Here is a 17,506-nt window from a genome sequence, read left to right as displayed (position 1 = left end):
TTCGCCGCTTCATGCCAGGTGACACGGATCTGGCAGCCGTATCACAGCGCGATCTCACCCAACTCGCCCGCCACCTGAATGATCAGCCGCGAAGGTGCCTGGGGTACAGGACACCCGCCGAGGTCTTCGCCGCCCATTTGCTGGAGGGGCGATGATCCCCTACCCTCCAGCACGGCCATGATGCACTTGGGTTAGCTTCTCCATCTTCTGGCGGCCCACCATGCCCGCTCCCAGGCCACAATCCCACGTTTGAGATGTCGACTATCCCACGCGTTCGAGAGTAGATTGCCTTTAGATTCGGCGCGCCGCCCTTCAGCTTCTTCACCGCGATATCCAGATGCCCGACATTCCTCTGCTCGAAACCGATCGCCTCGTCTTGCGCGGCTTTCAAATTGACGACCTCGACGCGACGGCGGCGATGTGGGCGATGCCGGAGGTCGTGCGCTACATTGGCGGAACGCCCTTGTCGCGCGAGCAGTCCTGGGCCCGCATGCTCCGCCATATCGGCATGTGGAGCGTCATGGGTTTCGGGTTCTGGGCGATCACGGACAAGCTCTCCGGCCAGCTCATCGGAGAAGCCGGGTTTCACGAGATGCGCAGAGCCCTCACGCCCAGCATCGAGAACTCCATGGAAGCCGGCTGGTGCCTCATCCCCAGCGTCCAGGGCCGCGGCTATGCCAGCGAGGCCCTCAATGCCATGTGGTCATGGGCGACGACGAACCATTACGGCATTCCGGTCACCTGCATCATCGATGAGCAGAATACGGCTTCCAGACGCCTCGCCGAGCGGCACGGATTCCAGGCGTTTGCCCGATCGACATATCAGGGGTCCGACATCGTGATCTACCGCAAGGACCAGACTGCTTCATAGGGCATTTCGAGGCGGCCCTGCCCCTGACATCACGAATAAGTGATGTTAAATCATGACCTTAAATAGTTCATATATTGCTTTGTTTTAAAATAGAAAACTATAGAAAAATCTTCGCAAAGTGAGGCCACGTATATCCAATGCGGCTCTTTGCAAATTCCCGTGCTACTCTACCTCTCGCCAAAAGGAGTGTGCGCCATGAAATTGCCTGCCGCCGTGTTCCTTTGCGTTTCCCTCTGTCTCCTTCCGCTGGAAGCCGTGCGGGCCGACGAGCCGGTCGATACGGTGCAGACCGTCATTCAGAGCCAGATCACCGCCTTCCTGAACGACGATGCCAAGACGGCCTATTCCTTCGCCTCGCCGACCATCCGGGGAAAATTCCCGAGCGAAAGCGCCTTTTTCGACATGGTGAAGAAGGGTTATGCGCCAGTCTACCGGCCGGGCAATTTTGCCTTCGGCCGTTCCAAGGTGACCGGCGACATGGTGGTGCAGGAGGTGCTCATCTCCGGGCCGGACGGCAAGGATTGGACGGCGCTCTACCAGGTCGTGAAGCAGCCGGACGGCAGCTACAAGATCAATGGCGTGCACATGGTGCGCGCGGCGCCGGGGCCGGAAATCTGATTTTCCCAGTCAGAGCGCGGCGATGTCGCCCCTCGCCCAGCCTTCCTGCGTCTCCGCCATGAAATCGGCGAAGCGGCCCTCTTCGATCGCCTTGCGGATGCCGGCCATCAGGTCCTGGTAGTAGGCAAGGTTGTTCCAGGTCAAAAGCATGCCGCCGAGCGATTCGTTGGCGCGGACGAGGTGGTGCAGGTAGGCGCGCGAATAGTCGCGGGCGGCGGGGCAATTCGATTCCTCATCGAGCGGGCGCATGTCTTCGGCATGGCGGGCGTTGCGCAGGTTGATGCGGCCGCGGCGGGTGAAGGCCAGGCCGTGGCGGCCGGAGCGGGTCGGCATCACGCAATCGAACATGTCGATGCCGCGGGCGACGGATTTCAGCATGTCGTCCGGCGTTCCGACGCCCATCAGGTAACGCGGCTTTTCGGTCGGCAGGTGCGGCATGGTCGTGTCGATCATGTCGAGCATGACCTCCTGGGGTTCGCCGACGGCAAGGCCGCCAATGGCGTAGCCCTTGAGGCCGAGGCCAGACAATGCCTCGGCGGAGCGCACGCGCAGCTGCGGGATATCGCCGCCCTGCACGATGCCGAACATCGCCTTGCCCGGCTGGTCGCCGAAGGCCACCTTGCAGCGTTCGGCCCAGCGCAGCGACATTTCCATGGCGCGCTCGATTTCCTTGGGCGACGCCGGCAGCGCCACGCATTCGTCGAGCTGCATCTGGATATCGCTGCCGAGCAGGCCCTGGATCTCGATCGAGCGCTCCGGCGACATGTGGTGTATCGCGCCGTCGATATGGCTCTTGAAGGTGACGCCCTGCTCGTCGAGTTTGCGCAGGCCCGAGAGCGACATGACCTGGAAGCCGCCGCTGTCGGTGAGGATCGGATACTGCCAGCGGATGAGCTCGGGCAGGCCGCCGAGGCGTGCAACGCGCTCGGCGCCGGGGCGCAGCATCAGGTGGTAGGTGTTGCCGAGGATGATGTCGGCGCCGAGGTCGCGCACCTGGTCGAGATACATCGCCTTGACGGTGCCCGCCGTGCCGACGGGCATGAAGGCCGGCGTGCGGATCGTGCCGCGCGGCATGGAAACCTCGCCGCGTCGCGCCTTGCCGTCGGTGGCCAACAGTTTGAATTTGAAGGTCTCGGTCATCGGTCGTCCCGGAAAAGCAGGCTGGAGTCGCCGTAGGAATAGAAGCGGTAGCCGGTCGCGATCGCATGCGCATAGGCGCCGCGCATCGTCTCCAGGCCGGAAAAGGCGGAGACGAGCATGAACAGCGTCGACTTCGGCAGGTGGAAGTTGGTCATCAGCATGTCGGCGGTGCGAAAGCGGTAGCCGGGCGTGATGAAGATGCCGGTGGCGCCGGACCAGGGCTTGATGGTGCCGTCCGCGTCGGCGGCACTTTCGAGCAGACGCAGCGACGTCGTGCCGACGGAGACGATGCGCCCGCCCCTCGCCCTGACCGCGTTGAGCGCGTCGGCAGTCTCTTGCGAGACGTAGCCGATCTCCTCGTGCATGACGTGCTCGGTCGTGTCGTCGGCCTTGACCGGCAGGAAGGTGCCGGCGCCGACATGCAGCGTCACGAAATGGCGCTCGACGCCGAGCGCATCGAGCGTCTCGAAGAGCGCGTCGGTGAAGTGCAGGCCGGCGGTCGGGGCGGCAACGGCGCCCTCCTCGCGGGCATAGATCGTCTGGTAGTCGCGCCGGTCCGCCTCGTCGTCCTCGCGCTTGGAGGCGATGTAGGGCGGCAGCGGGATATGGCCGACGGTGGCGATGGCGCGGTCGAGTTCGGGGCCGGAGGTATCGAAATGCAGGGTGATATCGCCACCCTCGCCCTTCGCCTCGACGATTGCCGTGAGACTGTCGCCGAATGTGATGCGATCGCCCAGCTTGATGCGTTTTCCGGGCTTGGCAAAAGCCTTCCAGCGGTCGCCGGCGATGCGCATGTGCAGCGTTGCCGAAACCTTCTGGCCGCCGGCGCCTTCGCGGTGGCGGATGCCTTCCAGCTGGGCGGGTATGACACGGGTGTCGTTGAAGACCAGCGCGTCGCCGGCCCTGAGCAGCGATGGCAGGTCGCCCACGGTGCGGTCTTCGCAGGGCGTGTCGGCTGCCGGGCGCACGACGAGCAGTCTCGCGGCTTCGCGCGGGCTGACCGGGCGCAGCGCGATATTGTCTTCCGGCAGATCGAAATCGAAAAGGTCGACGCGCATGGCGGGGCTCAATAGAAACGGATCATCAGCGCACCGACGACGAGCAGCATGGCGCCGGCAATGCGGCCGAGGGACAATTCCCGCACCGCCATGCCGAGGAAGCCGATGCGGTCGAGCAAAATGCCGGCGAGAAGCTGGCCGGAGACGGCGAAGGCCATAACGGCGGCAGCGCCGATGCGGGGCGTCAGAAAGATCGCGGTGGTGACATAGACCGTGCCGAGCGCACCGCCGGCGACATAGAGCCAGAAGGCCGGGCCGCGCCAGTCCGGCGCCCGGCCCTCGAAGGAGGCGGTCGCCAGCACCACGAGGGCGAGGATGGCAGCACCCGACAGGAACGAGACGCAGGCGGCGGCAACCGGCATGGTGAGCCCGCGGCCGAGCAGTGCATTGATGGGAGCCTGGATTGCGATGCACGCGCCGGCCGCAATGCCGAGCAGCGCCCAGAGAAAAGCAGCCATATCGGGTGTCTCTTGAAAAGCGCACAAAGAAAAACCGCGCCCGCCGGGGCGAGCGCAGTCGAAATCGATCGTTCTCTATCAGGCAGCCGCGTCGGCGGCAACCTTCATGGAGACGATGCTGTCGGGATCGCGCACGGGCTCGCCGCGCTTGATCTTATCGACATTGTCCATGCCTTCGATGACCTGGCCCCAGACGGAATACTGCTTGTTGAGCCAGGGGGCGTCGGTGAAGCAGATGAAGAACTGGGCGTTGGCGGAGTTCGGCATCTGGCTGCGGGCCATCGAGCACGTGCCGCGCACGTGGTTCGTGTTGGAGAACTCGGCCTTCAGGTCCGGCTTTTCCGAGCCGCCCATGCCGGCGCGGGCCGGGTTGAAGTCCTTGCCGCCGGTCTTGCCGTACTGCACGTCGCCGGTCTGCGCCATGAAGTCCTCGATGACGCGGTGGAACACGACGCCGTCATAGGCGCCTTCGCGCGTCAGTTCCTTCACGCGTGCGACGTGTCCCGGAGCGAGATCCGGAAAAAGCTGGATGACCACCTTGCCCTTGGTGGTTTCCATGATGATGGTGTTTTCCGGATCCTTGATCTCGGCCATGGTCGTTCTCCTTCAAAAGCGTGTTGCGCAAAAGTGTGAAGCGGTTTTGCGATTACAACAGGCAGAAAATAAAAAGCGGGATTATTTGCCGACCGTAACCTTGACCATGCGGTCAGGGTCGGTCACGGAACCGTTGTTTGCATCGTCGCCGCGCTTGATCTTGTCGACGTTTTCCATGCCCGAAACCACCTTGCCGACGACCGTGTACTGGCCGTTCAGGAAGTCGCCGGGCGCGAACATGATGAAGAACTGCGAGTTGGCGGAGTTCGGGTCCTGCGACCGCGCCATGCCGACCGTGCCGCGCTCGAAGGGCACGTTGGAGAATTCCGCCGGCAGGTCCGCCTGGCTGGAGCCGCCCGTGCCGGCCGCCTGCGCCTGGTAGCCATCGGCCAGATCGCCGTACTGCACGTCGCCGGTCTGCGCCATGAAGCCTTCGATCACGCGGTGGAAGGCGACATTGTCGTATTCACCGGCGGCGGCCAGCGCCTTCATGCGCTCGACATGCTTCGGTGCGACCTGCGCATTGAGTTCGATGACGACCGGGCCGTCCTTCAGCTGGATGGTGAGGAAATCGGCGGCCTGGGCAAGGCTGGCGCCCGCGAGGAAGAGGGCTCCTGCAAAGGCGAGACGAAGGATGTTCATGATAGCTCCCTTGAGAGTTCAGGGTGATTGCGCTCAGCCCTTACTTGCGGGCTTGCAGAGCCTTGAAGACGGGCGCCGGCACGAAAGCACTGACATCGCCGCCCATCGCCGCGATCTGGCGGACCAATGTGGCGGTAATGGGCCGCGAGGCGACGCCCGCCGGTAGAAAGATGGTCTGCACGTCCGGTGCCATCTGGCGGTTCATGCCGGCCATCTGCATTTCATAATCGAGATCCGTGCCGTCGCGCAGGCCCCGGATCAACAGGTGCGCGCCGTGTTTGCGCGCCGCATCGACGACGAGGTTCGAGAAGGAAACGACGCTGACATCCCCTGCCCGAGTCGGCATCGCCTCGGTGATCGACTGGCGGATGAGGTCCGAGCGCTCCTCGAAGGAGAAGATCGGCGTCTTGCCCGGGTGGATGCCGATCGCGACGATGACCTTGGGTGCCACGTTCAACGCCTGCACCAGCACGTCGATATGGCCGTTGGTGATCGGATCGAAAGAGCCAGGGTAGAAGGCGACTGTCATCGGCGGGGTCCCGTTTGCCGCCTTTTGTCATGGACCGCCCGTTTTCGCAAGGGTGCGGTCCGCCGCATCCCGCACTGTCCCCCGCCAAGACTATGAACCCGGCATGAATAGGCCGTTCAAGAGCACTTCAGGCGCGCATGTCTAAATGACAGCATCGGGGTCGGGAACAAAGATCGCGCTCGCGCATTCTTCAAACCGAACACATCGAAACAAGTAATGCGTTTCCTTAGGCTTGAAGGAACACCACAATGGCACTCGCTCTACTCTGCATGACGATGTTCATCGCGCTCACCGCAGCGACGATCCACGCGCTGCGCGAAGAGGATCGCCCGGCCGCCGACAAGCTCGCCGCACGCGGCAAGTGGCTGCGCTGAGGACCTGCGATGGCTGCGCTCACAATCCTTTCCACCATCTTCATCGCCACCGTCTTTACCTTCGATTTCGCCCGCACCATCCATGAACTCAAGCGGGATCGTGCGGAAATGAAGGCGGTGAAGGTGAAAACAGAAGCAGGCGGCTTTGGCGTCTAGCACGTCCCCCTGCGGCGCTCGCGCGTTCCGACGTGCAAAAGAGACGCCGTAGGACGTATGTCGCTGTCAGAGCGGGTGGCCTTTCCTCCAGGCTGCCCGCATCAAATGAAAAGCCGGACGGTCGTTCCCTCCCCGTCCGGCTTTTCCATGTCTGCAAGATGCGAAGGGCTTATTCCTCGCCGGGTGCTGCCGCATCCCCCGCTTCGGTATCGACTTCGGCTTCGATCTCGCCTTCGACGCCGATCACTTCCACGTCATCGTCGCCTTCCGGCTCGCTGATGCGCTCGACCGACACCACCTTCTCGTCCTTGGCCGTCGAGAAGATCGTGACGCCCTTCGTCGCGCGGCTGGCGATGCGGATGCCGGCGACCGGCACGCGGATCAGCTGACCGCCGTCGGAGACGAGCATCAGCTGGTCCTTGTCCTCGACCGGGAAGGCCGCGACCAGTTCGCCGATCTCGCTGGTCTTCGACGTGTCCGTTGCGCGAATACCCTTGCCGCCGCGGCCGGAGGTGCGGAAGTCATAGGAAGACGACCGCTTGCCGACGCCCTTCTGCGACACCGTGAGCACGAACTGTTCGCGCCCTTTCAGCCCCTGATAACGATCTTCCGAAAGGTCGCCCACTTCGCCGACATCCTCGCCGACGAGCGCGATATCCTCCTCGTCGACGCCGCTGGCGCGGCGTTCGGCTGCGGAGCGCTTCAGATAGGCGGCGCGTTCCCACGGCTCGGCATTCACATGGCTGACGATCGTCATCGAGATGATCCGGTCGCCGGCACCCAGCGAGATGCCGCGCACGCCGACCGAATTGCGGCCGGCGAAGACGCGCACGTCATCGACCGGGAAGCGGATGCACTGGCCGAGCGCCGTCGTCAGCAGCACGTCGTCGTTCTCGGTGCAGGTCTCAACGTTGAGGATTTCGTCGCCCTCTTCCTCGAGCTTCATCGCGATCTTGCCGTTGCGGTTGACCTGGACGAAGTCCGACAGCTTGTTGCGGCGAACCGTGCCGCGGGTCGTCGTGAACATCACGTCGAGGTTTTCCCACGTCGTTTCGTCCTCGGGCAGCGGCATGATCGTCGTGATGCGTTCGCCGGATTCGATCGGCAGCATGTTGATGAGCGCCTTGCCCTTCGACTGCGGCGTGCCGATCGGCAGGCGCCAGACCTTCTCCTTGTAGACGATGCCGCGCGAGGAGAAGAACAGCACCGGCGTATGCGTGTTGGCGACGAACAGGCGGGTCGCGAAATCCTCGTCCTTCATGGCCATGCCGGAACGGCCCTTGCCGCCGCGGCGCTGCGCGCGGTAGGTGGCGAGCGGCACGCGCTTGACGTAGCCGGCGTGCGAGACCGTGACGACCATGTCCTCGCGGGCGATGAGATCCTCGTCGTCCATGTCCGGACCGCCTTCGAGGATCTCGGTACGGCGCGGCGTGCCGAACTCGTCGCGCACGGCGGCGAGTTCGTTCTTAACGATGTCCATCATGCGCAGGCGCGACGACAGGATATCGAGATAGTCCTTGATCTCCTCGCCGATCTTGTTGAGTTCCTCGTCGATTTCCTCGCGACCAAGCGCCGTCAGGCGGGCGAGGCGCAGTTCGAGGATGGCGCGGGCCTGCTCTTCCGAGAGATTGTAGGTAAGATCCTCGTTGATGCGGTGGCGCGGGTCGTCGATGAGCTTGATCAGCACGTCGACGTCCTTGGCCGGCCAGCGGCGCTCCATCAACTGCTCGCGCGCCGTCTGCGGATCGGGCGCGCGGCGGATGAGGCTGATCACCTCGTCGATATTGGCGACGGCGATGGCGAGGCCCACCAAGACATGGGCGCGGTCGCGCGCCTTGCGCAGCAGGTATTTCGTGCGGCGGCTGACGACTTCCTCGCGGAAGGAGACGAAGGCGCGCAGCATGTCGAGCAGCGTCATCAGCTCCGGCTTGCCGCCGTTCAGCGCCACCATGTTGCAGCCGAAGGAGGTCTGCAATGGCGTGTAGCGGTAGAGCTGGTTGAGGATCACTTCGGCATTGGCATCGCGCTTCAATTCGATGACGACGCGGTAGCCCTGGCGGTCGGATTCGTCGCGCAGGTCCGAAATGCCCTCGATGCGCTTGTCGCGCACCAGTTCGGCCATCTTCTCGATCATCGACGACTTGTTCACCTGGAAGGGAACTTCCGTGACGATGATCTGCTCGCGGTCGCCGCGCATCGGCTCGATATGGGCGCGGCCGCGCATGATGACGGAGCCGCGGCCGGTCTCGTAGGCCTGGCGGATGCCGGCGCGGCCGAGGATCAGCGCGCCCGTCGGGAAGTCCGGACCCGGAATGTGCTGCATCAGGTCGAGCAGTTCGATCGCCGGATTGTCGATCAGCGCGATACAGCCGTTGATGACTTCGGTCAGGTTGTGCGGCGGAATGTTCGTCGCCATGCCGACGGCGATGCCGCCTGCCCCGTTGACCAGCAGGTTCGGGAACTTGGCGGGCACGACGACGGGCTCGCTCATCGTGCCGTCATAGTTGTCGCGGAAGTTGACGGTTTCCTTGTCGAGGTCGTCGAGCAGCGCGTGCGCGGCCTTTTCGAGGCGGCATTCCGTGTAACGCTGGGCTGCCGGCGGGTCGCCGTCGATGGAGCCGAAGTTGCCCTGGCCGTCGATCAGCGGCAGGCGGAGCGACCAGTCCTGCGCCATGCGGGCAAGGGCGTCGTAGATCGCCGAGTCGCCGTGCGGATGGTATTTACCCATCACGTCACCGGTGACGCGGGCCGACTTGACGTATTTCTTGTTCCAGTCGACGCCCATCTCGCTCATCGAGTAGAGGATACGCCGGTGCACGGGCTTCAGGCCGTCGCGCACATCGGGCAGCGCGCGGGACACGATCACGCTCATCGCGTAGTCGAGATACGACCGCTGCATTTCCTCGATGATGGAAATAGGCTCAATGCCGGGTGGGTTTTTGCCGCCGGGTGTCGATTGCTCTGTCAATTTTGATCACGATCGTTGTTCAGAATCAGTCTTGTTTTATAGCCTACCGGCGCCTGCCGCGCCAATTTTGCGGAGGGTTTTGAACAGGCTTTTGCGAGGTAAATCCGGTAATTTGCGCATTTTCGTGGCATCGCCGTCGCAAGGCCCGGACCACCCTTCCCTTGCGGGCCGCCCTCACCTAACAATAGGCCCCCAAGGCCGGGACAATCGGCCGTGCAACGGCGAGGGGAACGCCTTCATGCTGACTGTCGATCTTCTGGTCAATGCGATCACGACCCTGCTCGTGACCATCGACCCGCCCGGTCTCGCGCCGATCTTCCTGGGGCTGACCGTCGGCATGACGCGGCCGCAGCGCAAGCAGGTGGCGCTGCGCGGCTCGCTCATCGCCTTCTGCATCCTCGCCGTCTTCGCGCTGACGGGGGCCGGCGTGCTGTCGCTGCTCGGCATCTCCATCGGCGCCTTCCGCATCGCCGGCGGCCTGCTGCTGTTCTGGATCGCCTTCGAGATGATCTTCGAGCGCCGCAACGAGCGCAAGGAAAAGACCAGCGAGGTGGCGATCACCCGCGACCACATCCACAACATCGCCGTCTTCCCGCTCGCACTGCCGCTCATCGCCGGCCCCGGCGCCATTTCCGCGACGATCCTGCTCTCCGGCTCCTTCCCTTCCGCGCTCGAACGCATGGCGCTCATCGGCGTGCTGGCGCTCTGCCTCGTCATCCTGTTCCTGTCGCTCGTCATCGCGGAGCGCATCGACCGGTTCCTCGGTGCGACGGGCCGCGCGATCCTCACGCGCCTGCTCGGCGTGATCCTGGCGGCGCTGGCGGTGCAGTTCGTGGTGGACGGCGTGAAATCGGCCTTTGCCGGGTAAAAGCCAGCCTGGCTCAAGCGTCGCTGCCTAGCGTTGCGGCAACTCGAACCAGGGTCCTCCATATGATTCCCGCACCCCATGTGAATGCGTCTCCCATCACCGTCGACCAGCTTACCTCCAGAACGTTCACCTTCCGTGCGGAACCGCGGGGCGAGGAGATCAGCGACCGGTTCATCTTCCAGAAGAACGGCTTCATCGCCGGCTACAGCCATCCGAACGAGTCCTTCTGGCGGTTGAACGGCGAGACGGTGGAAATCGTCGACAAGCTCGGCAAGGCGACCTGTGTGATGCTTCCGGTGACCGATGGCACCGGCCGGTTGATGTTCTCCGGCAATTTCCTCAATCCGAACGGCGATTATGCCAAGACGGAAATTCTTCACACGCTGGAAGAAAACGCGTCCGACCTCCACACGCATATCCAGAGTTTCGACCTTTTCGATACGCTGGTCGCGCGCCGCTGCAACAATCCCCTGGAAGTGTTTCGCAGCGTCGAGGCGAAATGCGGCATTGCCGGCTTTGCGACGCGGCGCCACGCGGTCGAGATGGCCATGTTCGGCCGCCGCACCTATGGCCTGGACGACATCTACGCGGCCCTCGTCGCCGAAGCGACCCTGACGGAGGCGCAGGCCGAAAGCACGCGCCTGCTCGAGCTGGAAGAAGAGTGGGACATGCTCTTCCCGATCCAGGAAGTCGTCGCGCGCGTCGATGCGCACGACATCATCATCTCCGACATGTACCTGCCCTACGCCTTCGTCAGCCGCATCCTCACGGAGAAATGCGGCCTGGACAACAAGCTCTACCTCAGCAACTACGGCAAGCATCACCGCGTCATCTGGCCGAGCATCCTCGCGGAACACACGATCCGCACGCATTTCGGCGACAACATCCACGCGGATATCGTCGGTGCCGCCGCCGCCGGCATCAACCCGACGCTGGTCAGCATCTCGAAATGGGACCGCACGGAAGAGATTCTTCACAGCGCGGGCCTTGCGCCCTACGCCCATGCGCTGCGGGAAACGCGGCTCAAGACCTTCCATCGCGACCCCGCCATCCACAACGTGCTGAAGGCGCAGGCCGCGGTCAACCTGCCCCTCATGGTGCTGGGCGCCTTCTGGGCGCTGCATTGCGCCGAGCGTTTCGGCGCGGACACGATTCTGGCGGCGTCGCGCGATTGCAATCTGTGGCATCACATGCTGGCATCCACCCATTTCGCCCGCGCCGGCATGCCGCCCGCGTCCTATTTCCAGGTGTCGCGCACGCTGTGTTACGACAAATCGACCGAATACGAGGCCTATCTGCGTGGCCGCCTCGGCGCGCGGACCCTGCTGATCGATGTGGTGGGAACCGGCAATTCACTGACCCATCTCATCGATCGCCTGGAGCTTCAGGACAGGCTGCGCCCGTGCATACTGGTGACCGACCCGACCGTGTCCCCGGACGAAACCAAATACGATACCCTGGTGCGGCGCGATTTCTTCCAGTACCGCGTGTTCCTTGAAGGCCTGAACGCGTCGCTCGACGGCTCGGCCGTCGCCGCGCATGCCGGGAACGGCTCGGTCACGATCACCACCCAGCCGAACGAGTTCGACGTCGACATGCACCAGGCGATCATCGCCTCCCGCGCGGTTTTCGAACAATTCATGACGAGCCTCGATCGCTTCACGCCGCCGCGCGAGAAGCCGGCGCTCGCCATGCTGCAAGCCGCGGCGGAAGCCCTGATCGAACTCCTCCCGGCGCACGCCCCCAAACTACAGACGATCCACCGCGAGCAGCTGAGCAATCTCGCGCGGGGAAGCCTCCGCAACGTCGCGAGCTAAAACAGGGACGGCGGCTTTGGGTCCACCCCCAAAGCCGCCGTCATCAATTGCCCGGTGTTCTTCGAACAGTCAGCGTTCTCAGAACGGGATGTCGTCATCCATGTCGCGCGAAAGCGGCGTGCCGCTCGAACGGCCGGCACTGCTGCTTCCGCCGCTGGCGCCGCCCGAAGCCGGGCGCGAGCCGTAGTCGTCATAGCTCGGCGCACCGCCGCCAAAATCGCCACCACGGCTTGCGCCGCCGCCTTCGCCACGGCCGTCCAGCATGGTCAGCGTCGAATTGAAGCCCTGCAGCACGACTTCCGTCGAATAACGGTCGTTGCCGGTCTGGTCCTGCCATTTGCGGGTCTGCAGCGCGCCCTCGATATAGAGCTTGGCGCCCTTCTTCACATATTGTTCGACGACCTTGCACAGGCCCTCGTTGAAGACGACGACATTGTGCCATTCCGTCTTCTCGCGGCGTTCGCCGTTGTTGCGGTCGCGCCAGGTCTCGGACGTGGCGATGCGCAGGTTGGCGATCGGCCGACCGTCCTGCGTGCGCCGGATTTCCGGGTCCGCCCCGACATTGCCGATCAAGATCACCTTGTTGACGCTTCCAGCCATACCCGTCTTTCCCGTTGTCGCTCCGGGCCTCGGCCCGTCATCATTTCACACCATGAATGCGGCATCTTATCGGCTGCCGTCCGCCAGCGCCGCCCCGCATAAGAGGTAATCCACAGATCAATTGCAAATTTTGTTCTTTTTTTGTTCTAATAATTCCCTACACTCTTGTCAACCGAATCGGAAACGGGCACGGAATTTCCTGACGGCGCATGGACAGGCCCAAACCTATCCCTACATAGGGGCCACCCCCTATTTTAGGACGCGCAACGACTTCTGACGCTGGATACCATGAGCGAACTCAAGACAATTTCCATCCGCGGCGCACGCGAACACAATCTCAAGGGCATCGATCTCGACCTGCCCCGCAACAAGCTGATCGTCATGACCGGGCTTTCGGGCTCGGGAAAGTCGTCTCTCGCCTTCGACACGATCTATGCCGAGGGCCAGCGCCGTTACGTCGAGAGCCTCTCGGCCTATGCGCGCCAGTTCCTGGAGATGATGCAGAAGCCGGATGTCGACCAGATCGACGGGCTTTCGCCGGCCATCTCCATCGAGCAGAAGACGACGTCGAAGAACCCGCGTTCGACCGTCGGCACGGTCACCGAGATCTACGACTACATGCGCCTCCTGTTTGCGCGCGTCGGCGTTCCCTATTCGCCGGCGACGGGCCTGCCGATCGAGAGCCAGACCGTCAGCCAGATGGTCGACCGGGTGCTGGAATTCGGCGAAGGCACACGCCTCTACATCCTGGCGCCCATCGTGCGTGGCCGCAAGGGCGAGTACAAGAAGGAACTCGCCGAGCTGATGAAGAAGGGCTTTCAGCGCGTCAAGGTCGATGGCCAGTTCCATGAGATCGCCGACGTGCCGGCGCTCGACAAGAAGTACAAACACGATATCGACGTGGTGGTCGACCGCGTCGTCGTGCGGCCGGACCTCGCCGCGCGCCTGGCGGACAGTCTCGAAACCAGCCTGAAGCTCGCCGACGGGCTGGCGATCGCGGAATTCGCCGACAAGCCGCTGCCCGCCGAAGAGACCTCTGCCGGCGGCTCGGCCAACAAGTCGTTGAACGAGACGCATGAGCGCGTGCTGTTTTCCGAAAAGTTCGCCTGCCCGGTTTCCGGCTTCACCATCTCGGAAATCGAGCCGCGGCTCTTCTCGTTCAACAACCCTTTCGGCGCCTGCCCGACCTGCGACGGCCTCGGCAGCCAGCAGAAGATCGACCCGGACCTCATCGTGCCGGAAACGGAGCGCACGCTGCGCGACGGCGCCGTGGCCCCCTGGGCGAAATCCTCCTCGCCCTATTACAACCAGACGCTGGAAGCGCTCGGCGCCGCTTATGGCTTCAAGCTCTCCAACCGCTGGTCGGAACTGTCGGAGGAGGCGCAGGACGCCATCCTCAACGGCACGAAGGAGAAGATCGAGTTCAACTACAAGGACGGGGCGCGTTCCTACAAGACGGTGAAGACCTTCGAAGGCATCGTGCCGAACCTCGAACGCCGCTGGAAGGAAACGGATTCCGCCTGGTCGCGCGAAGAGATCGAGCGCTACATGTCCGCCGCCCCCTGCCCGGCCTGCAACGGTTTTCGCCTGAAGCCCGAGGCGCTGGCGGTCAAGATCAACAAGCTGCATATCGGCGAGGTGACGCAGATGTCGATCCGCGTCGCACGCGACTGGTTCGATGTGCTGCCGGAAAAACTGAACACCAAGCAGAACGAAATCGCGGTGCGCATCCTGAAGGAGATCCGCGAGCGCCTGCGCTTCCTCAACGATGTCGGCCTCGAATATCTCTCGCTCTCGCGCAATTCCGGCACGTTGTCCGGCGGCGAGAGCCAGCGCATCCGGCTCGCCTCGCAGATCGGCTCGGGCCTGACGGGCGTGCTCTACGTGCTGGACGAGCCCTCGATCGGCCTGCACCAGCGCGACAATGCTCGCCTGCTCGATACGCTGCGGCATCTGCGCGACATCGGCAACACGGTCATCGTCGTCGAACATGACGAGGACGCGATTCTGACGGCGGACTATGTCGTCGATATCGGCCCCGCCGCCGGCATCCATGGCGGCGAGGTGATTGCCCAGGGCACGCCCGGAGAGGTGATCGCCAACCCCGCTTCGCTCACCGGCAAATATCTCTCCGGCGAGCTTTCGGTTGCCATTCCGGGCGAACGCCGCAAGCCGAAGAAGAAAAAGGAAATCAAGGTCGTCGGCGCGAAAGCCAACAACCTGAAGAATGTCACTGCTGCCATTCCGCTCGGCGTCTTCACCGCGGTCACCGGCGTGTCCGGCGGCGGCAAGTCGACCTTCCTGATCGAGACGCTCTACAAGTCGGCCGCGCGCCGCATCATGGGCGCGCGCGAAATCCCGGCCGAACACGAGCGCATCGACGGTTTCGAATTCATCGACAAGGTCATCGATATCGACCAGTCGCCGATCGGCCGCACGCCGCGCTCCAACCCCGCCACCTATACCGGCGCCTTCACGCCGATCCGCGACTGGTTTTCCGGCCTGCCGGAGGCGAAGGCGCGCGGCTACCAGCCGGGCCGCTTCTCCTTCAACGTCAAGGGCGGGCGCTGCGAAGCCTGCCAGGGCGACGGCGTCATCAAGATCGAGATGCACTTCCTGCCGGACGTCTACGTCACCTGCGACGTCTGCCACGGCAAGCGCTACAACCGCGAGACGCTCGACGTCACCTTCAAGGGCAAGTCGATCGCCGACGTGCTGGACATGACGGTGGAGGAAGGCGTCGAATTCTTCGCAGCCGTGCCCGCGGTGCGCGACAAGCTCGTCACGCTGAACCAGGTCGGCCTCGGCTATATCAAGGTCGGCCAGCAGGCCAACACGCTGTCCGGCGGCGAGGCGCAGCGCGTCAAGCTCGCCAAGGAGCTCTCCAAGCGTTCGACCGGCCGCACGCTCTACATTCTCGACGAGCCGACCACCGGCCTGCACTTCCATGACGTGGCAAAGCTCCTGGAAGTGCTGCACGAACTGGTCAACCAGGGCAATTCGGTCGTGGTCATCGAGCACAATCTGGAAGTCATCAAGACCGCCGACTGGGTCATCGACTTCGGCCCCGAAGGCGGCGACGGCGGCGGCGAGGTCATCGCGGAAGGCACGCCGGAGGATATCGTCAAGGTGAAGCGCTCCTATACCGGCCACTTCCTGAAGGAACTGCTGGAGCGCCGGCCGATGAAGAAGGTGGCGGCGGAGTGACCTATTCACCGATTTGCTATGGAATGAAATATGGAGAAATGCGACTTTTATGCTCAATTCTCTAGTGAGGAGGAGGAGTTTTATGCACTTACTCTACTCGGCGAGGGAGATAGGATTGTCTGGGCAACCCAGTCACACTGGGTAGGCTTCACAAATGACATACCACCTCGCGAAATTCGTGAGGCTAGCCTCGCGTTTGCTCGAGTTGCCAAAGTTTGGCATGATATAAGCCAACCGTTTTGTGTAGTTCGATCCGAACGGCAGATGCTTAATTTTATGCTCTCCGGCGGAAATGCCCTTATCGAACCAGCATTATTTGAGGATGCTTTTCGAGATTTCCTTAAACCGATGATATCTATTCCTGATGGGTATGTGGGATTTGCGGGAACTAGCCTTTTTGATATTTCCGCGTTTAAAAGAATGCCGACACCAAAATTACGCATGAAAATTTTAAAGCGCGACGGTAGGAAATGCAGGATTTGTGGTAGAAATCCCGATAATCACCTCGACCTTGAGCTACATGTTCACCACATTCGACCATGGTCCAAAGGTGGTATCACTGATGAAAAAAATCTGATTACCCTATGTAATACATGCCACAACGGCTTGGATCCCCATTACGATCCTGGCTTGTTCGCATACACAGTTCCTGAGAATTTAAAGCCGGACATAAAAGCACGCGCAAAGAAGCATGCAGAAGGAGTTCGGCAGTTTAGAAGAATTATGGTGACTGCTGAATTGGAGCGCGAATTATGATCGAAAAAGGCACCATTCGCACCGGCATCGGCGGCTGGACCTTCGATCCGTGGGAGGGAACCTTCTATCCGGAAAAGCTGACGAAGAAGCGGCAGCTCGAATTCGCCAGCCGCGAATTGACGGCAATCGAGGTCAACGGCACCTATTACGGCTCGCAGAAGCCGGAGACTTTTGCCAAATGGGCCTCCGAAGTGCCGGATGGTTTCATCTTTTCGCTGAAGGCAAGCCGCTTCACGACCAACCGCAAGGTTTTGGCTGACGGCGGAGAGTCGGTCGAGAAATTCCTGACACAGGGGCTCACCGAACTCGGCGAGCATCTCGGTCCGATCCTCTGGCAGTTCCCGCCGACCAAGAAATTCGAGCCCGAGGATTTCGAGGGGTTCTTGAAACTCCTGCCGGAAAAGCTGGACGGCCTCACGCTGAAACATGCCTTGGAAGTGCGCAACGACACGTTCCTGGTGCCGGAATTCGCCGCACTTGCCCGCAAATACAAGACGGCGATCGTCTATGCGCAGCACGAGGACTATCCGGAGATCGCCGATGTCACGGCCGATTTCGTCTATGCGCGCCTGCAAAAGGGGTCGGACGACATCAAGACCTGCTATCCGCCAAAGGCGCTCGACGAATGGGCGGCGCGGCTGAAGGATTGGGCCGCCGGCGGCGAACCGGGTGACCTGCCGAAGATCGACCCCGACACCAAGCCCGCCAAGAAAGCCCGCGACGTCTTCGCCTTCTTCATTACCTCCGGTAAGGTAAACGCGCCGAACGGCGCGCGTGAACTACAGAAGCTAGTCGGCTGATATTTAGCGGTATTCTTTGCTGGACGCGGTGATGGGCGGCGCTCAACGCC

17 protein-coding genes and 1 pseudogene are annotated in these 17,506 nt (G+C 62.5%); 10 read left to right on the top strand and 8 right to left on the bottom strand.

The features are described 5' to 3' along the window. The 3 genes and pseudogenes from VGN93_RS07865 to VGN93_RS07855 form a co-directional block, all read left to right on the top strand. Positions 1 to 155: pseudogene (locus VGN93_RS07865) on the top strand (IS30 family transposase); the annotation flags it as partial. A gap of 182 nt (positions 156 to 337) precedes the next feature. Then, the gene (locus VGN93_RS07860) at positions 338 to 871 is read left to right on the top strand and encodes a GNAT family N-acetyltransferase (protein WP_327507002.1); all 534 of its coding nucleotides are present in this window, start codon (positions 338 to 340) and stop codon (positions 869 to 871) included. A gap of 195 nt (positions 872 to 1,066) precedes the next feature. Then, on the top strand, positions 1,067 to 1,489 hold the full coding sequence (locus tag VGN93_RS07855) for a DUF4864 domain-containing protein (protein WP_327507001.1): 423 nt from the start codon (positions 1,067 to 1,069) through the stop codon (positions 1,487 to 1,489). A gap of 9 nt (positions 1,490 to 1,498) precedes the next feature. Here the strand turns inward: VGN93_RS07855 and tgt are convergent, their stop codons facing one another. The 6 genes from tgt to coaD all read right to left on the bottom strand — a co-directional run bounded on the left by tgt (position 1,499) and on the right by coaD (position 5,910). Beyond that, positions 1,499 to 2,629 carry a tRNA guanosine(34) transglycosylase Tgt gene (gene tgt / locus VGN93_RS07850; RefSeq protein ID WP_327507000.1) on the bottom strand — a complete coding sequence of 377 codons (1,131 nt, stop codon included), beginning with the start codon at positions 2,627 to 2,629 and terminating at the stop codon, positions 1,499 to 1,501. Next, on the bottom strand, positions 2,626 to 3,687 hold the full coding sequence (gene queA / locus VGN93_RS07845) for a tRNA preQ1(34) S-adenosylmethionine ribosyltransferase-isomerase QueA (RefSeq protein WP_327506999.1): 1,062 nt from the start codon (positions 3,685 to 3,687) through the stop codon (positions 2,626 to 2,628). Before queA ends, tgt begins: the two co-directional genes overlap by 4 nt. Positions 3,688 to 3,695: 8 nt before the next feature. Continuing rightward, the gene (locus VGN93_RS07840; RefSeq protein WP_319323730.1) at positions 3,696 to 4,145 is read right to left on the bottom strand and encodes a DMT family transporter; all 450 of its coding nucleotides are present in this window, start codon (positions 4,143 to 4,145) and stop codon (positions 3,696 to 3,698) included. A gap of 78 nt (positions 4,146 to 4,223) precedes the next feature. Beyond that, positions 4,224 to 4,739, bottom strand: a complete 516-nt coding sequence (locus VGN93_RS07835; protein ID WP_319323731.1) for a peptidylprolyl isomerase — start codon at positions 4,737 to 4,739, stop codon at positions 4,224 to 4,226. Positions 4,740 to 4,820: 81 nt separating this feature from the next. Then, positions 4,821 to 5,381 carry a peptidylprolyl isomerase gene (locus tag VGN93_RS07830; RefSeq protein ID WP_319323732.1) on the bottom strand — a complete coding sequence of 187 codons (561 nt, stop codon included), beginning with the start codon at positions 5,379 to 5,381 and terminating at the stop codon, positions 4,821 to 4,823. A gap of 40 nt (positions 5,382 to 5,421) precedes the next feature. Further along, a complete protein-coding gene (gene coaD, locus VGN93_RS07825) occupies positions 5,422 to 5,910 on the bottom strand; it encodes a pantetheine-phosphate adenylyltransferase (RefSeq protein WP_319323733.1) in 489 nt (162 codons plus the stop codon). Positions 5,911 to 6,158: 248 nt separating this feature from the next. Here coaD and VGN93_RS07820 point away from each other — a divergent pair, with 248 nt between their 5' ends. Both VGN93_RS07820 and VGN93_RS07815 read left to right on the top strand, forming a co-directional pair. Then, complete coding sequence (locus VGN93_RS07820) at positions 6,159 to 6,284, top strand: hypothetical protein (protein WP_256115919.1); 126 nt, start codon at positions 6,159 to 6,161, stop codon at positions 6,282 to 6,284. Positions 6,285 to 6,293: 9 nt separating this feature from the next. After that, positions 6,294 to 6,440, top strand: coding sequence for a hypothetical protein (locus VGN93_RS07815; protein WP_319323734.1), 147 nt, complete (start codon positions 6,294 to 6,296; stop codon positions 6,438 to 6,440). A gap of 169 nt (positions 6,441 to 6,609) precedes the next feature. On the opposite strand, the gene gyrA is transcribed toward VGN93_RS07815, so the two are convergent. Beyond that, positions 6,610 to 9,408 carry a DNA gyrase subunit A gene (gyrA, locus tag VGN93_RS07810; RefSeq protein ID WP_327506998.1) on the bottom strand — a complete coding sequence of 933 codons (2,799 nt, stop codon included), beginning with the start codon at positions 9,406 to 9,408 and terminating at the stop codon, positions 6,610 to 6,612. A 238-nt stretch (positions 9,409 to 9,646) separates the two neighbouring features. Here gyrA and VGN93_RS07805 point away from each other — a divergent pair, with 238 nt between their 5' ends. Then, complete coding sequence (locus tag VGN93_RS07805; RefSeq protein ID WP_319323736.1) at positions 9,647 to 10,276, top strand: MarC family protein; 630 nt, start codon at positions 9,647 to 9,649, stop codon at positions 10,274 to 10,276. Positions 10,277 to 10,338: 62 nt separating this feature from the next. After that, positions 10,339 to 12,093 (top strand): hypothetical protein, encoded by a 1,755-nt coding sequence (locus tag VGN93_RS07800; RefSeq protein WP_327506997.1) that lies wholly within the window; start codon positions 10,339 to 10,341, stop codon positions 12,091 to 12,093. A 78-nt stretch (positions 12,094 to 12,171) separates the two neighbouring features. On the opposite strand, the gene VGN93_RS07795 is transcribed toward VGN93_RS07800, so the two are convergent. After that, positions 12,172 to 12,693: a single-stranded DNA-binding protein gene (locus tag VGN93_RS07795; protein ID WP_327506996.1), complete on the bottom strand. Its 522-nt coding sequence runs from the start codon at positions 12,691 to 12,693 to the stop codon at positions 12,172 to 12,174. A 288-nt stretch (positions 12,694 to 12,981) separates the two neighbouring features. On the opposite strand from VGN93_RS07795, the gene uvrA reads away from it, so the two are divergent. The 3 genes from uvrA to VGN93_RS07780 are packed head-to-tail and all read left to right on the top strand — an operon-like array spanning position 12,982 to position 17,456. Then, positions 12,982 to 15,900 carry an excinuclease ABC subunit UvrA gene (gene uvrA / locus VGN93_RS07790; protein ID WP_327506995.1) on the top strand — a complete coding sequence of 973 codons (2,919 nt, stop codon included), beginning with the start codon at positions 12,982 to 12,984 and terminating at the stop codon, positions 15,898 to 15,900. Positions 15,901 to 15,930: 30 nt separating this feature from the next. Continuing rightward, positions 15,931 to 16,656, top strand: coding sequence for an HNH endonuclease (locus tag VGN93_RS07785; protein WP_327506994.1), 726 nt, complete (start codon positions 15,931 to 15,933; stop codon positions 16,654 to 16,656). After that, positions 16,653 to 17,456 carry a DUF72 domain-containing protein gene (locus tag VGN93_RS07780; RefSeq protein ID WP_327506993.1) on the top strand — a complete coding sequence of 268 codons (804 nt, stop codon included), beginning with the start codon at positions 16,653 to 16,655 and terminating at the stop codon, positions 17,454 to 17,456. Before VGN93_RS07785 ends, VGN93_RS07780 begins: the two co-directional genes overlap by 4 nt. Positions 17,457 to 17,506: the final 50 nt, after the last annotated feature.

The organism is Shinella sp., from assembly GCF_035998705.1.
GTDB lineage: Bacteria > Pseudomonadota > Alphaproteobacteria > Rhizobiales > Rhizobiaceae > Shinella.
This window is presented reverse-complemented; position numbering and strand designations above follow the sequence as displayed.

Excerpts from the sequence above, each read along its gene's own strand:
- VGN93_RS07860 (WP_327507002.1), top strand. The coding sequence starts at position 338 with ATGCCCGACATTCCTCTGCTCGAAACCGATCGCCTCGTCTTGCGCGGC.
- VGN93_RS07855 (WP_327507001.1), top strand. The coding sequence starts at position 1,067 with ATGAAATTGCCTGCCGCCGTGTTCCTTTGCGTTTCCCTCTGTCTCCTT.
- tgt (WP_327507000.1), bottom strand. The coding sequence starts at position 2,629 with ATGACCGAGACCTTCAAATTCAAACTGTTGGCCACCGACGGCAAGGCG.
- queA (WP_327506999.1), bottom strand. The coding sequence starts at position 3,687 with ATGCGCGTCGACCTTTTCGATTTCGATCTGCCGGAAGACAATATCGCG.
- VGN93_RS07840 (WP_319323730.1), bottom strand. The coding sequence starts at position 4,145 with ATGGCTGCTTTTCTCTGGGCGCTGCTCGGCATTGCGGCCGGCGCGTGC.
- VGN93_RS07835 (WP_319323731.1), bottom strand. The coding sequence starts at position 4,739 with ATGGCCGAGATCAAGGATCCGGAAAACACCATCATCATGGAAACCACC.
- VGN93_RS07830 (WP_319323732.1), bottom strand. The coding sequence starts at position 5,381 with ATGAACATCCTTCGTCTCGCCTTTGCAGGAGCCCTCTTCCTCGCGGGC.
- coaD (WP_319323733.1), bottom strand. The coding sequence starts at position 5,910 with ATGACAGTCGCCTTCTACCCTGGCTCTTTCGATCCGATCACCAACGGC.
- VGN93_RS07820 (WP_256115919.1), top strand. The coding sequence starts at position 6,159 with ATGGCACTCGCTCTACTCTGCATGACGATGTTCATCGCGCTCACCGCA.
- VGN93_RS07815 (WP_319323734.1), top strand. The coding sequence starts at position 6,294 with ATGGCTGCGCTCACAATCCTTTCCACCATCTTCATCGCCACCGTCTTT.
- VGN93_RS07805 (WP_319323736.1), top strand. The coding sequence starts at position 9,647 with ATGCTGACTGTCGATCTTCTGGTCAATGCGATCACGACCCTGCTCGTG.
- VGN93_RS07800 (WP_327506997.1), top strand. The coding sequence starts at position 10,339 with ATGATTCCCGCACCCCATGTGAATGCGTCTCCCATCACCGTCGACCAG.
- VGN93_RS07795 (WP_327506996.1), bottom strand. The coding sequence starts at position 12,693 with ATGGCTGGAAGCGTCAACAAGGTGATCTTGATCGGCAATGTCGGGGCG.
- uvrA (WP_327506995.1), top strand. The coding sequence starts at position 12,982 with ATGAGCGAACTCAAGACAATTTCCATCCGCGGCGCACGCGAACACAAT.
- VGN93_RS07785 (WP_327506994.1), top strand. The coding sequence starts at position 15,931 with ATGGAGAAATGCGACTTTTATGCTCAATTCTCTAGTGAGGAGGAGGAG.
- VGN93_RS07780 (WP_327506993.1), top strand. The coding sequence starts at position 16,653 with ATGATCGAAAAAGGCACCATTCGCACCGGCATCGGCGGCTGGACCTTC.